14 protein-coding genes are annotated in these 13811 nt (G+C 70.9%); 7 read left to right on the top strand and 7 right to left on the bottom strand.

From position 1 onward, the window contains the following. Window positions 1–55 precede the first annotated feature (55 nt). Window positions 56–2245: an FUSC family protein gene (locus KBX46_RS15825; protein WP_210793058.1), complete on the bottom strand. Its 2190-nt coding sequence runs from the start codon at window positions 2243–2245 to the stop codon at window positions 56–58. Window positions 2246–2472: 227 nt separating this feature from the next. On the opposite strand from KBX46_RS15825, the gene KBX46_RS15830 reads away from it, so the two are divergent. From KBX46_RS15830 to KBX46_RS15850, 5 genes are all read left to right on the top strand, one after another. After that, window positions 2473–3006 (top strand): SigE family RNA polymerase sigma factor, encoded by a 534-nt coding sequence (locus tag KBX46_RS15830; RefSeq protein ID WP_088951621.1) that lies wholly within the window; start codon window positions 2473–2475, stop codon window positions 3004–3006. Next, window positions 2993–4225, top strand: a complete 1233-nt coding sequence (locus KBX46_RS15835) for a hypothetical protein (protein ID WP_210793059.1) — start codon at window positions 2993–2995, stop codon at window positions 4223–4225. The genes KBX46_RS15830 and KBX46_RS15835 overlap by 14 nt, the downstream gene beginning before the upstream one ends. 626 nt (window positions 4226–4851) lie before the next feature. Further along, entirely contained in the window at window positions 4852–5250 is a 399-nt protein-coding gene (locus KBX46_RS15840; protein WP_210793060.1) for a hypothetical protein, read from the top strand. A gap of 76 nt (window positions 5251–5326) precedes the next feature. Next, complete coding sequence (locus tag KBX46_RS15845; RefSeq protein WP_210793061.1) at window positions 5327–6223, top strand: DUF4231 domain-containing protein; 897 nt, start codon at window positions 5327–5329, stop codon at window positions 6221–6223. 78 nt (window positions 6224–6301) lie between these two features. Further along, window positions 6302–7297, top strand: a complete 996-nt coding sequence (locus tag KBX46_RS15850; RefSeq protein WP_210793062.1) for a helix-turn-helix domain-containing protein — start codon at window positions 6302–6304, stop codon at window positions 7295–7297. 9 nt (window positions 7298–7306) lie between these two features. Here KBX46_RS15850 and KBX46_RS15855 read toward each other — a convergent pair whose 3' ends face one another. From KBX46_RS15855 to KBX46_RS15870, 4 genes are all read right to left on the bottom strand, one after another. Next, on the bottom strand, window positions 7307–7762 hold the full coding sequence (locus KBX46_RS15855) for a DUF6069 family protein (protein ID WP_210793063.1): 456 nt from the start codon (window positions 7760–7762) through the stop codon (window positions 7307–7309). After that, window positions 7746–8024, bottom strand: coding sequence for a hypothetical protein (locus KBX46_RS15860; RefSeq protein WP_210793064.1), 279 nt, complete (start codon window positions 8022–8024; stop codon window positions 7746–7748). Before KBX46_RS15860 ends, KBX46_RS15855 begins: the two co-directional genes overlap by 17 nt. A 5-nt stretch (window positions 8025–8029) precedes the next feature. Continuing rightward, a complete protein-coding gene (locus KBX46_RS15865; RefSeq protein WP_088947386.1) occupies window positions 8030–9028 on the bottom strand; it encodes an RNA polymerase subunit sigma-70 in 999 nt (332 codons plus the stop codon). Window positions 9029–9194: 166 nt separating this feature from the next. Then, window positions 9195–10586: a cation:dicarboxylate symporter family transporter gene (locus KBX46_RS15870; RefSeq protein ID WP_210793065.1), complete on the bottom strand. Its 1392-nt coding sequence runs from the start codon at window positions 10584–10586 to the stop codon at window positions 9195–9197. Between the two features lie 100 nt (window positions 10587–10686). Between KBX46_RS15870 and KBX46_RS15875 the strand changes: the two genes are divergently transcribed. Together KBX46_RS15875 and KBX46_RS15880 are read left to right on the top strand one after the other, a co-directional pair. Continuing rightward, complete coding sequence (locus tag KBX46_RS15875) at window positions 10687–12273, top strand: sensor histidine kinase (protein WP_210793066.1); 1587 nt, start codon at window positions 10687–10689, stop codon at window positions 12271–12273. Further along, complete coding sequence (locus KBX46_RS15880) at window positions 12270–12965, top strand: response regulator (RefSeq protein WP_210793067.1); 696 nt, start codon at window positions 12270–12272, stop codon at window positions 12963–12965. Before KBX46_RS15875 ends, KBX46_RS15880 begins: the two co-directional genes overlap by 4 nt. Before the next feature lie 129 nt (window positions 12966–13094). Here KBX46_RS15880 and KBX46_RS15885 read toward each other — a convergent pair whose 3' ends face one another. Next, window positions 13095–13409: a transcriptional regulator gene (locus KBX46_RS15885; protein WP_141908799.1), complete on the bottom strand. Its 315-nt coding sequence runs from the start codon at window positions 13407–13409 to the stop codon at window positions 13095–13097. Continuing rightward, window positions 13409–13801: a type II toxin-antitoxin system RelE/ParE family toxin gene (locus tag KBX46_RS15890; protein WP_210793068.1), complete on the bottom strand. Its 393-nt coding sequence runs from the start codon at window positions 13799–13801 to the stop codon at window positions 13409–13411. The genes KBX46_RS15885 and KBX46_RS15890 overlap by 1 nt, the downstream gene beginning before the upstream one ends. Between the last annotated feature and the right edge of the window lie 10 nt (window positions 13802–13811).

A 13811-nucleotide genomic window follows, 5' to 3' on the forward strand; every position in this document is an offset into this window, starting at 1 on the left:
GCACGGCCCCGAACGGGCACGGCCAATCGGCAACCGGCGGCCTGGGCGGACCGGGTCACGGCTGCCCACGGCGGCCAGCCGAGTCGCCCTGAGCCGGCGGGTGGATCCGGGCGAGGGTGTCGGCGAGACCGGCGAGCCACCGGTCGACCTCCACCAGGTGCCGGACGGACCGGGGGTCGGCCTCGCCGAGGGCCGGACGGATCCGGTCCAGTTCGGCGGCACAGCCGGTCGGGAGGGGTGTCGGACCAGCCGGCCGGTCATTCGCGACCTCGTCGGCGAGGGCCGCGTACGCCGATCGCAGGTGCCCGGCGGAGTCCCGCAGCAGCACCGCAGCGGCCGGCCAGCCGGCCAGGCAGCCGGGCGGGTTGCGCTGCAGCAGCGACTCGGCGCCGGGCACCACGTGGTGCCCGGCGCTCAGGATCGCGGACCAGTTCACCTGCTGACGGTGCGGGTCGTGCCGCTCGAAGTGGTACTGGCAGTACGACGAGTCGATCAGGATCATCCGACGTCGCACCCGGTCGAGGGCGCGGTCCGGGGACGGAGCGTCACCGAGCATCGCCTCGACGGTCTGCTCGACCGCGTCCGCGTTGGCGGCCAGGTAGCGGGTGGCGTTGTGCCGCAGGTCGTGGGCCGCGCCACGTGGCCACATCGCCACGCCGACGAGAACACCGATCACCGCGCCGAGCAGCACGTCGACGAGACGGACCTCGGCGAGCCGCCACCCCTCCGGGCTGAGCTGGGCGAAGACGACCGTCAGCAGCAGGGTGAACAGCGCCTGCTGCCACACCGGCCCGAGCAGCCGGCCGACGCCGAAGGCCAGCATCAGTGTGACCGGCAGCACGACGGCGTACACGACGGGTTGGTCGACGACGACCATCAGCCCGCCGCTGACAGCGGCACCGGCGATCGTGCCCAGCACGGCCGGCCGCAGCGCGGTGCGGGTGTCCGAGGCCGAGGTACGCAGGACCGTGAGGGTGGCCAGCAGCACCCAGAAGCCGTGGGTCAGGTGCAACACCCCGGCGGCGACCCGAGCGAGGGCGAGCGCCACCGCCAGCCGGAGCGAACTGTGCAGGTGGGCCGAGCGGGGTGCCAGGTGGGAGCGGAACTGCCACCAGTACAGCGTCCACGGGCTGTGTCGCGCGTACTCGAAGAGCCCGGAGGTCGCGTCCTCGCCGTGCAGCGGCGCCCCGGTGGCCACCCGGGCGCCGACGGCGAAGACCCGCACCTGGTCGGCGAGGGCCAGCGCCGTCGCGTCCCGGCACAACCGGGGTACGTCCGACGTGTCGCGGCCGTCGCCCTCCCCCACGGGGTACGCCGTCTCGGCTCGCCCGACCGCGGTGTCCAGGCCGTCGATGAGCACTGCCGGGGCACCCGGCGAGAGGCTGCGACCCGCGGCGCGGGTGGTGTCCGCGCACGAGCGCAGCAGACCTGCCGCCGTCAGGTCCCCGGCCGGCTCCGGCGGGGCGTCCGTCACCAGCCGGTCCGCCTCGACGAGCACCTCCCGCAGGGCGGCCGCGCAGATCCGCAGCGCCCGGTCCTGAACGCCCGCCGCGGTGGGGGCCCACTCCGGTGGGTTGCGGCCCAACTCGATGGCGGCCACCACGTCGTACGCCCGCTCGCGCCGCGCGTCCCGATCACCCGGACCGGCGTGCGGGTGGGTCAACCCGTCGGCGGTGGCGTCCAGGAGCGCCGCGACGCCGTCCGCCGCCTGGGTGAGACGCTGCCGGTAGGAGACCGGCACCGGATCGGGCCAGAGAACAACCTCGGCGGCGGCGAGCAGCACGATCGCGAACGTGACCCCGCCGAGTCGCTGCGGCAGGGTGCCCGGCTGGTACGGCGGGAAGGACGCCAGGATGTAGAAGAGCTGGAACGCGCTCGCCAACCCCACCAGGCGCGGGTTGCCAACCCCGGCGAACGCCACGACGAACCCGATGACCAGCATCCCGCCGGCGGCCGCCCACGTGCTCCACGCCAACAGCGATCCCGCGACGATCAGCGCCCAGACCCCCGGCAGCGACAGGACGAGGATCCGCGCCCGTTGCGGCGCGGGACCGGGCAGTTGCGCGAACGACCCGGCCGCGATCGTGCCGAACAGGCCGTACGTGGCGAGCATCGGACTGCCCGCGCCGTACCGGCAGCCGTAGAAGACGACGGACGCGACGATCGTCAGTCGCGCCGCGCGCCGCAGGATGGCGTCCCCCGGGTCACGGCGGCGGAGCCGGCCGAGGAGGCTGGTTGCCAGCACGCCTGCTCCCCCGGCTCGTCGCGGCACCCCTCCCCGGTCCACCATTCTGCTCCGGGGCGTCCCGGCACCGGCGGGTTTCGCGACGAAATCAGCGCCGAGAACCCCGGAACAGGCCGAGCCCAGCTGATCGGCAGCGACCGCCGCTGTCAATCTGCCCACTTCTTCGAGCGGTGCAACTTTCCGGGTGGGCGGGTCCGTTCTACCTCCGTCATGAGGAGGCAGTGGACTTGATAGCCGAAGACGAGCAAGCATTCCGCGAGTTCGTGACGTCAGAAATGGCGTCACTGCGCAAGCTGGCGTACGTGACCTGCGGTGACTGGCACGCGGCGGAGGACGCCGTGGCCAACGCTCTGGTCAAGCTTTACCCCCGCTGGCGGAAGCTGGACCGCCCCGATCTCTACGTCAAGACCATGGTCTACCGGGCCGCGGTCGACGAGACCCGTCGGCCGTGGCGACGCGAGCGGTCGGCCGGTGACGCCATGCCGGACATCGCGCTGCGCGACCCCGCCGGTGCGACCGACGAGCGGATGCGCCTGCGGGCGGCGCTTGACGCGGTGCCACCCCGGCAGCGAGCCGCAGTTGTGCTCCGGCACTACCTGGATCTGAGCCTGGAGGACACCGCCAGCGTCCTGAACTGCACGGTGGGCACGGCCAAGAGTCAGGTCTCCCGTGGCCTGGCGAAGCTGCGCGAGTCACTCGGCGGCGACCGTACCGATCTCATTGAACCGTCGAAAAAGGAGTGGACCCATGCGGTTGCATGATCTCGTGGACACGGTAACGGGCGAAGAGCCGCCGATGTCCCGCACCATCGACGACATCATCACGGCAGGGCGGCGGGCTGAGCGCCGCCGTCGGGCCGGATTCGCGTCAGCTGGCGCGGCGGGCCTCGTCGTGGCCGTGGTCGCCGGTGCGTTCATGGTACCGACCCTAGGTGCCGAGCAGAGCTCCCCGGCCACGCCGGCCGGGGCCGGCGCGGCGGCGTCCAAGCCGGCCGGGGCCGAGTGGCCCGACGCCGCGCCGTTCACCTTCACCTTCACCGGGTACGACGCCGGCACGCTGCATGTGCAGGACCCGATCGTCGCGTCCACCGCGTACCAGATCGCCTCCGTCTACTCCGACGGCCACACCTCGAACGACAAGCCCATGACCCGCCAGGAGGTGGAGGAGCAGGGCGACGAGTTCTTGCGGAACAGGGAAAACGGGAAGCCGGCCCTCTGGGCATACCTGACCGTCTACCGGCCCGGCGCCTTCGACCCCACCAAGATCAAGGACGGCACGAACATCACCGTGGCCGGGCGCAGGGCCGTGCAGGCGACGCTGCCGGTCGGCCTTGACCCGCAGCGCTCGGTGGATGGCGGCAACAAGCTCTTCGCCTGGGAGTACGCCGACAACGCCTGGGCGGCTGTCACGTCGTACTCCGGCGACAAGGCCACGCCGAGCTTCGAGGAGCTGGGCGGCCTGGTCGAAGGCCTGAAGCCCAGCAGGCCGACGCCGGCCCTGGTGCCCTTCAGGGTGGGCTACCTGCCGGACGGTTACGTGCCGTTGCAGATCGGCACCCACACCACGGCGGGCCTCGGCGGCATCGCCACGGCCCGCGCCGGCGACTATGGCGGCGCGACGTACACCAAGTCCGCCGTGCCCACCACTGGACTGACCGCACCGTACGACGCGACCGAGGGTGCCATCACAGACGGGTTCCACATCTCCGTCATCCCGAGTAGCAGCGCGGACCAGACGCCGAAGCCCGGTGTGACGGAGTGCTACGACGTAGCCGACCGGCCCGGGGGGGACGGCCCGCTGCCCGGCAGCTGGTGCCAGTTCTGGAGCGCCGACGGCACAGTCGTCCTCGAGGTCAGCCCCGCTAGGCACGGTAACCAGCTGCCGCGGGCCGAGCTGGAGAAGATCGCCAAGGGGATCACGGTCGCCGACGTCGAGGACGAGTCGACCTGGACTCCGGCCGCGACCGCCCTGCGGCCATGACGGCCAGCACCGGCAGCGACCACCCGACGCAACCGCGGACACCTCAATCCCACTTAACTTCGAAGAGCCGGCTTCATTGAGGTAGACGCGGGTGGCGAGGTAAGCGTCTAGGTATCTGGTCGACCAGGGTGGGCTACGCCACCCGGCGCTCGGCCGTCAACCCAGGTCGTCGCCATCTGTCCTAGCACCGCGAGGGCCTTTGCCACCACGGCGAGGTCCTCGCGCTGTTGTTGGGCTGCCACGAAGGCGACCAGCTCCAGCGTGAGGCTCACGTAACGCCAGCTCCTACAACCGGGACGCAGAGGGGGCCATGCGATCACTCCTCGAACGGTCGGGGAACCACAACATCCACGACGGTAACCATCTCCGGGCCTACCGTCAGCGCGGCAACCAGCTATGAATGTCCGATGAGTGCGAGTGCGACAACCACCCGGCCCCCACGCGTTCCGGTCCACCCGGTGCCCGGGCCGATCGCACGGTGGGGCCTGGTGTGTCTGGCGGCGGCACTGACCGCCTGCACGCCCGCAGGCGACTCGCGGCAACCCAGCGCGCCGCCGTCCAACGGCGCGACGACATCAACGAGCCCGAGCGATGGCGAGCCGCCCTGCACCCCGTCGGTCACGGAGATGTCGGCACCGCCGGCGGGCTACCGGCTGGTTGGAGAGGACGTGGCGGTGCCCAGCGCGGCCGTGCTGTCCGCGGAGGAGTCCGGCGAGGCCGACCCGGCGGCGCGGCTCTTCGCCAAGTGGGGGCTGGTCGTCCGCGCGGACCGGGTCGTGGACCTCCGGATCGCACCGGGATGGGAGGGCAGGGCCCGAGTCGGATGGGGCGCCGCCACCACGCCAGCCGCGACCGCCACCGTGCACGCCTGCGCACCAGAAGGTGGGCAGGCTCGGTGGCTGGCGTTCGTCGGCGGCACCTGGGTCGCGCGGGCGGGCTGCGTACCCCTCATCGTGACCTCGAACGGCCAGGACCACCGCGTCGACCTCGGCATCGGCGTGGCCTGCGCCACGACCACACCGTAGAGCCGGAAGCGCCGCGACGGACGGCGACACGCGTCGATCTTCGGACAACCACCGTGGGCGGCACCATCTACAGTGAATGATCTGTCGAGAGGCCAACGCCATGCTGAATGCCGAGGATCTTCCCCCGTTTCAGCGCGCCGTGTCCCACGAGTCGCAGCGCGGCCAACGAGTGTTCACGACCCTGATCGCACTGCGGTTGTCCCTGCTCCTGCTGGCCGCCGTCGCGGGCGTCGCCACCTGGAAACTCGACAACTTCGCCCTGGGCCCGGCATTGGCGGCGGGCGCCTTCGCCGCCACCTCGATCGTCGAGGTCTTCCTGCTCACCAATCGTCCCAACGAGCGGTGGTACGTCGGCAGGGCCCTCTCCGAATCCGTCAAGTCGCTCACCTGGCGATTCGCGACAGCTTCAGAGCCCTTTCCCCGGTCGCGGAGCGACTCGGACAGCACCGAGGAATTCACCGGCCGGCTGCTGGGCCTCACCAGGGACATGTCCGCGGCCGGGCTGGCGGCGCCCGCGATGACCGGGCAACAGATCACCGAGGGGATGCGGGCTCTTCGCTCATCCTCCCTTGAGGACCGCCGTGCCGCGTACCTGACCGGCCGCCTGGAGAGCCAGCGGGCCTGGTACGCCGAGCGGTCGTTGTCGAACCGCGCCCGGGCGACACGCTGGTCGGTCAGCATGCTCGTCCTGGAGATCGTGGGGGTGACCCTGGCCGTGTCGAGGGCTGCCGGCCTGACCGACGTCGACCTGCTCGGCGTGGCCGCCGCGGCGGTCGCGGCCGGCGCGGCATGGACGCAGACCCGGCAACACAGTGCGGTGGCAACGGCCTACGCCCTGGCGAGTCAGGAGCTTGCCGCCATGGGGTCGCTCGCCACCCGGATCAGGTCGGAATCCGACCTGTCGCAGTTCGTGAACGACACGGAGACGGCGATTTCCAGGGAACACACGATGTGGCGAGCACGCCGACGCTGACCGGACCGAAGGCCGGGCCACCCGATCGGCAGTGCTGCCGTCGCCACGTCAACACATCGACAGGAAACGAGGCAGCCAGTGCTCACCGTAGGCTCGGCGGACACGATCTCGGTGCCCGAGAGTGAACGATTCGGATACTGGCACGACCTGGTGGCACGCGAGTCGGTGCCGATGCGGATCCACAGTGCCCACGCGGCAGACTTCCGCGCCCGCGCCGACGTCATCAGCCTGGGCGAGGTCGTGTTGTCGTCCTGGCAGTACCCATCCCTGGACATGCAGCGGACCAGCACGTTCATCCGCCGCGGAGACCCGGAGATGTACGAGTTCGCGCTGCCGCTGTCCGGGTACGGCGGGCTGGAACAGGAGCGGCGGACGAACCGCTTCGCGCCGGGGCACTTCGCCGTCGTCGACACGTCGCGACCGCATCAGTCGTCCCACCAGGGGCGGTCGCAGCACGAGGATCTGTTGACCACCCTGACGATCCTCGTGCCGCACGATTTCATACCGCTGCATCCCAACAAGGTGGCGCAGCTCCTCGGAACGACCATCCCCGCTTCCGAGGGGATGGGCGTGCTGCTCAACCACTTCGTACGGCAGGTGTTGACCCACCCCGAGCAGTACCAGGAGAGCGACGTTCCGCTCCTGGGCACTGTCGCCCGGGACCTGATCTCCGCGATGCTGGCCCAGCGCCTGGACCTCACGGAGGCTCTACCGACCGAGGTACGCGGACACAGCCTGCGCGTGCGCGTCAAGGCGTTCATCGACGAGCACCTCGGCGACCCGGACCTCTCCCCGGGCACTGTCGCGGCCGCGCACCACGTCTCGCTCCGCAGCCTGCATCGAGCGTTCGAGGCCGAGGACCAGACCGTTGCCGAGATCATCCGGACGAGGCGCCTGGACCGGTGCGCGCGCGACCTGCGCGACCCCCTGCAACGTGGGCGGCCCATCCTCAGCATCTCCGCCCGCTGGGGCTTTCCCTCCCAGGCCCATTTCAGCAGGGTCTTCACCGCTGCCTTCGGCATGTCACCCCGAGCCTTCCGCAGCGATCCCTCGGCACCTCGTCGGCATCGTTGACGAGACCAGTCAGTCGGTTCGAGTGCGCAGGCTGCCTGCCAGGGTGGGGATCATCACCGCCGCAGGCACCAGGTGCAGCCCGAGGAGAGCGGCGATGGTGGCGGTGTTCGCACCGGAGATGAGGGGCGGGACCAACGAGACCGCGGTCAGCGACAGCGCCGCCCACACGAATCGCCTGGCGGGCTGAGCGCTCCACCGGCGAAAAGCGGCGGCGATGACGATGCCCACGACCGAGAAGAACCCGGTCACCACGGCGAAGCCGGACAACGGGATCGTCTCGCCGCCATCGGGGATCTCGAAGTCGACGCCGGCGCCCTGGGCGAGCGCGGCCGCGAGGGTCGTGGCCACCACCGCTGCGAGCGCGGCGACGAGGCCGGTGCCGACGAGCCCGCGGAACCGGCGGGTGTGGGTGGTCCGGGCCGGTGCCGGGCCTGCGACGACTCCGGTGTCATTCGTGCTGCTCATGTCGTTCCTCCATCGGTAACTGGGATACGGGGTGTCTGGGCGCGACGATGCGCACCCTCGCCGTACGACGGCCGGGGTTGTGCAGGGCGCGGACGCCGGTGCCGCGAAGCCAGAACCCGGCGTCACGGCCGAGGACCGGCCCCGGTTCGCCGTCGCGCAACTCCAGCTGCACCCGCCCGTGCGTGACGACGCCAAACGCGTCGCGCCACTGCGCCGGGTCCACGACGACACGCTCACCGCCGCGCAGCGTGAGCGTCCACATCGGGACTACTCCGTGCCGTCCGCCGGCAGTCGCTCCGGCAGCCCGAGCCGCGGAAACTGGTCGTCGTGGAACGTGACGATCTCGGTGATCGCTCCACCGGTGACGCGCAGGACGTCGAGCGTCAGCGGGAGGTACGCGCCCTCCTGCTCCCGCCACAGGTAGAAGGCGACCGCCGGCTGACGGTTCACCGAGGTGGGGATGCCCCGCAGCCCCTTCATGCCGACGAATCCGTCCTGGACCCAGTCGTTCACCACCGCGTCACGGCCGACGTGCAGGCCCGGCGTGGGCGGCATCGAGCAGCGGACGTCGTCCCGCAGCATGCCAGCGAGCACGTCGATGTCGGTGGCCACGCTGGCGTCGGTGAAGCGGCGCACCAGCTCACGTGTCCCGGCGTCCTCTTCACCGCCGGTCCAGTCCTGCCGCTCGGCGGGCAGGTGCTCCCGCATGCCGGCGCGAGCCCGCTGCAACGCGCTGTTCACCGAGTTGACGGAGTCCCCGAGGAGATCCGCGACCTCCTTCGCCGGCCAACCGAGCACATCCCGCAGGATCAGCACCGCCCGCGGACGCGGCGCGAGGTGCTGGACCGCCACCAGGTACGCCAGCTCGATCGTCTCCCGCGCGACGGCGACGGCCTCCGGCTCGTCCGCGTCGCCAGCGGGCAGCTCGTCGAGCAGCCGATCCGGGTAGGGCTGCAACCACAGCACCTCGCCGCCGGTCGCCGGCTCCGGGCGACGCTTGGCGAGCAGGTCCAGGCAGGCGTTGGTGGCGATCCGGTACAACCAGGCCCGGAACGTCGACCGCCCCTCGAAGGTCTCCCGCCGCCGCCAGGCACGAAGGAACGTCTCCTGCACGGCGTCCTCGGCGTCCTCGAACGACCCGAGCATCCGGTAGCAGTGCACGTGCAGCTCCCGCCGGTGCCGCTGCGCCAGCCCCGAGAACGCCGGCTCGTCGACCTCACCCAGATTGCTCACGCCCAGCTCCTTCAGCCGCGTGTCCGCACTCATCGCGTCATCCTTCCGCCTCGTCATGTCCTGTCGTAGGTATGACGGGCGCGGACGCCGGAACTCATCACCCGGGGGTCCGAACGCGGTGATCCAGGCAGGCGCGGTTCACCCCGGCAGGGGGCACTGGCGCATGCCCGCGCACCCTGCCGGGGGTCCATGCCGTAACTCAGGCTGGCGCTCCCGCCGTCGCGGGCTTCTGTTCGTCGGACCGTGCAGCGGCCGTCTCGTCGGCGTCGTCGTGCTCGTCGAGCATCGTGGCCTCGTCGAACGGGTCGTCGCCCCTGAGCACCCCGACCGCCCGGTCCCGGTCGAACTCGCCGGTCCACGTTCCGACCAGCACGGTCGCCACGGCGTTGCCCGCGAAGTTGGTCAGCGCGCGGGCCTCCGACATGAACCGGTCGATGCCCACGATCAGCCCGACACCGTCGACGAGGTCCGGTCGGTGCGACTGGAGCCCACCGGCCAGCGTCGCGATGCCCGCGCCGGTCACGCCCGCCGCACCCTTCGACGCGATGATCATGAACAGCAGCAGCGACACCTGCTCGCCGATGGAGAGCGGGTTGCCCATTGCCTCGGCGATGAACAGCGACGCCATCGTCAGGTAGATCGCCGTGCCGTCCAGGTTGAACGAGTACCCGGTCGGCACCGTGATGCCGACAACCGGCTTGCTCACCCCGAAGTGCTCCATCTTCGCGATCAGCCGCGGCAGGGCCGACTCCGACGACGAGGTCGACAGGATCAGCAGGAACTCCCGGCCGAGGTAACGCAGCAGCGAGAAGATCGAGATCCGGGCCACGAACCAGAGCAGCGCGCCGAGGAACACCAGCACGAAGATCAGACAGGTCGCGTAGAAGCCCAGCATGATCTGGGCGAGACTCTTGAGCGCGTCCACCCCGGTCGCGCCGACCACGGCGGCCATGGCACCGAACGCACCGACCGGCGCGAGCCACATGATCATGGCGAGGACCTTGAAGACGACGCGCTGGATGACGGCGATCGCGCCGAGCACCGGCTCGCCGCGCCGGCCCATTGCCTGGACGGCGAAACCGACCAGCAGGGCCACCAGCAGCGTCTGGAGGACCTCGCCCTCGGTGAGCGCGGACAGCATCGTGGTCGGGATGATCCCGAGCAGGAACTCCGTCGTACTGGCGGCTTCGTCACCGGCGGCGGCCTTGCCCGCGCCCGCGAGGTCCGAGCCCAGGTTCAGGCCGGAGCCGGGGTGGATGAGGTTGCCGACGACCAGGCCGATGGCGAGCGCCACCGTCGACATGGTGAGGAAGTAGCCGAGGGCGAGGCCGCCGACCTTGCCGACCTTCGCGGCCTGCCGGACGGACCCGACGCCGAGCACGATGGTGCAGAAGATGACCGGGCTGATCATCATCTTGATCAGGTTGACGAAGCCGGTGCCGATCGGCTTGAGTTCCTTGCCGAAATCGGGGGCCACCAGGCCAACCACGATGCCGGCGAGCACGGCCACGATGACAGCGATGTACAGGTAACGGGTACGGTCCCGGCGGGCCGGGGGCACCGGTGAGGTGGTGGATGCGGTGGTGTCCATGTCGACAATGTGAAGCGTGTCTCACCCGTTGACAGCCTTGCGGTCATTCTGTTCACCGCTGAGGAGACAACGGCAGCGGCGCAATGAGGAGGTGGTGGAGGTGGCCCGACGCCAGTGGAGCATCGCGGCGCAGCTCTTCGCCCTCCAGGCGGTGGTGGTGACGCTGCTCGTGCTGGCCGGCGCGGCGGGCGCCGTCTGGCTGGCCCGCAGCGACTCCCGCCAGGCCGCGCAGGAGGAGGTGCTCGCGGTGGCGCAGACCGTGGCCGGCTCCCCCGACGTCCGCGCGGCCCTCGCGACCGCCGACCCGGCCAGCATCCTCCAGCCGTACGCCGAAGCGACCCGGGAGGCGACGGGCACCGACTTCGTGGTGGTGATGGCCCCCGACCGCACCCGTTTCTCGCACCCCACCCGGGAGCGGATCGGCGAGCCGTTCGTCGGCGACATCGGCCCCGCCCTGGCGGGCCGCGCGTTCACCACCACGAACGTCGGGACGCTCGGCGAGTCGGTGCGGGCAGTGGTTCCGGTGTACGACGAGCAGCGGCGCATCGTCGGTCTGGTCTCGGTGGGCATCACCACCCGCGCCATCAACCGCAAGCTGCTCGGCCAGTTGCCGGTGCTGTTCGGTGTCGCCGCGCCGGCCCTGGCGCTCGCCGCGACCGGCTCCTGGCTGCTCAGTCGCCGACTTCGCCGCCAGACACACGGCCTGGGGCCGGCGCAGATGACCCGCATGTACGAGTACTACGACGCGGTCCTGCACTCCGTCCGCGAAGGTCTCGTCGTGCTGACCACCGACCGGCGGGTGGCACTGGTCAACGACGAGGGACGCCGACTGCTGGGGCTCGACGCGGACACGCCGGTGATCGACCAACCGGTCGCCGGGATCGACCTGCCGCCAGCGGCGGCCGAGTTGCTCGGCTCCGGGCGCGACGCCCGCGACGAGCCGATCGTCGCCGGCGACCGGGTGCTCGTGGCCAACCAGCGGACCACCCGCTTCGAGGGCGCGGTGCTCGGCACCGTGCTGACCCTGCGCGACCAGACCGAGCTGCGCACGCTGGCCAGCGAGCTGGACTCGGTGCGCGCGCTGACCGAGGCGTTGCAGGCGCAGACCCACGAGTCGGCCAACCGGCTGCACACCGTGCTGACCCTTGTCGAGTTGGGACGCGCCGACGAGGCCGTCCGGCTCGGCACCCGGGACCTGGCCCTCGCCCAGCAGCTCACCGACCGGGTGGTCGGCGCCGTGACCGAGCCCGCGTTGGCCGCGCTGCTGCTAGGCAAGTCCGCGCGGGCCGGCGAACGCGGGGTGGACCTGGTCATCGAGCCGGACTGCCGCCTCGACGACAGCCCACTGCCGAGCGGCGACCTGCTCACCGTGGTCGGCAACCTGGTCGACAACGCCCTGGAGGCGGTGGCCGGCACGCCGGCACCACGCCGGGTGCGGGTCTTCGTCGGCGCCGTCGACGAGGAGCTGGTGATCCGGGTCGCGGACAGCGGCCCCGGGCTGGCCCCGGAGCGGGTGGCCGACGCGTTCCGGCGTGGCTGGTCCACCAAGAGCACCGGCCGCGGCCTCGGTCTGGCGCTGGTCGGGCAGGTGGTCCGCCGGCACGGCGGCAGCGCCGAGGTGACTCGCTCGGACGACGGCGGCAGCCTGTTCACCGTCCGCCTGCCCAATGGAGGTGAGCGGTCGTGACCGACATCCGCGTGCTGGTCGTCGAGGACGAGCCGCTGCTCGCCGAGGCCCATTCCGCGTACACCGAACGGGTTCCCGGGTTTGTGGTGGTCGGCGTGGCGCACACCGCGCGGGCGGCGATGGCTGCCCTGCGCGCCAACGACGGCGGCGACGTCGACCTCGTACTCCTGGATTTTCGGCTGCCCGACCTGCACGGCCTGGACGTCTGCCGGGCGCTGCGCGCGGCCGGCAGCAGCGTCGACGTGCTCGCGGTGACCTCCGCGCGGGACCTGGCGGTGGTGCGCACCGCGGTATCCCTCGGGGTGACCCACTACCTGCTCAAACCGTTCACGTTCGCCGCGTTCCGCGACAAGCTGGAGCGGTACGCGGACTACCGCAGGCAGGCGCTCGCCGACGGCGAGGTGGCCGCCCAGCACGACGTGGACCGGATGTTCGCCACCCTGCGCGGCACCGCCGGACACAGCCTGCCCAAGGGGCTCGACGCGCAGACCCTCAATCGGGTACGCGCAGCCCTCACCGACGGGGCCGGCGCCCAGGCGGGGCTGTCCGCGACCGAGGTCAGCGGGCTGACCGGCATCTCCCGGGTGACCGCCCGCCGATACCTGGAATATCTGGTGACCGTCGAGCGGGCGGCCCGCAGCCCCCGCTACGGCACCCCCGGCCGCCCCGAAGTCGAATACCGACCCCGCTGAGCGAACCACCCTCTTCCAGCATCGATCATGGAATTGTGGTGCCTCGCATATGGAGCATCAGGGGGCATTGCTCCCACCACAACTCCATGATCGACGTCTGCTGTCGCCAGCAGTACGCGAGACGCGCTGTCAGGCGATCTGACGGAGGTCATCGCCGTAGTCGAAGATGATCCGCATCCGGGCGCCGAGCGCCCGTGCATAGCGGCTCAACGTCGCGACCTCGTTGGCCTCCAGATCGCCGTTCTCGATCTGGCTGACCCGGCCGGGCGTGACACCCATCAACTCGGCCACCTGCCGTTGGGTCAGGCCCAGCCGCTTCCGCTCTTCGGCAAGATGGAAAGCGCTGATCCACGCCTCGGTACGGGCACGTTCTCCGTCGAGCGCTTCATCGTCCCCGTCGTGCAACTCAGCCCGGATGTCGTTCCAGTCATGGAAGTCGCTCATCAGCCCTCCCTCCGTTTCCTCTCGAAGGCAAGCCAGCCCTCGTACGCGATTTCAGCGACCGGGATCGCTTTCTCGTACCATCGATTCCAGTCGCCTGCCTTGTTACCGGCCACCAGCAGCACGGCCTGAGACCAAGGATCGAAGACGAACAGCACGCGAACGGCGACGTCCCTTCCAGATCTCGGTCGCAGTTCCTTGAGGTTGCTGATGGTCGAACCCCTGAGGGTGTCAACCAGCGGACGCCCCAGGCCCGGACCGGTCTCCGCGAGCATGTCGATCGCCACGTTGACCGACCGGTACGTCGCGGGGTCGGCCTGACGCAGGGATCGCAGCCAGTCGCGGACATCCGTTGTCGTCCTGATCGCCGAGCGACGTGGCGGCTCATGAGACATGGACCAACTA

It is taken from the genome of Micromonospora sp. C81, from assembly GCF_018070425.1.
Taxonomy (GTDB): domain Bacteria; phylum Actinomycetota; class Actinomycetes; order Mycobacteriales; family Micromonosporaceae; genus Micromonospora; species Micromonospora zamorensis.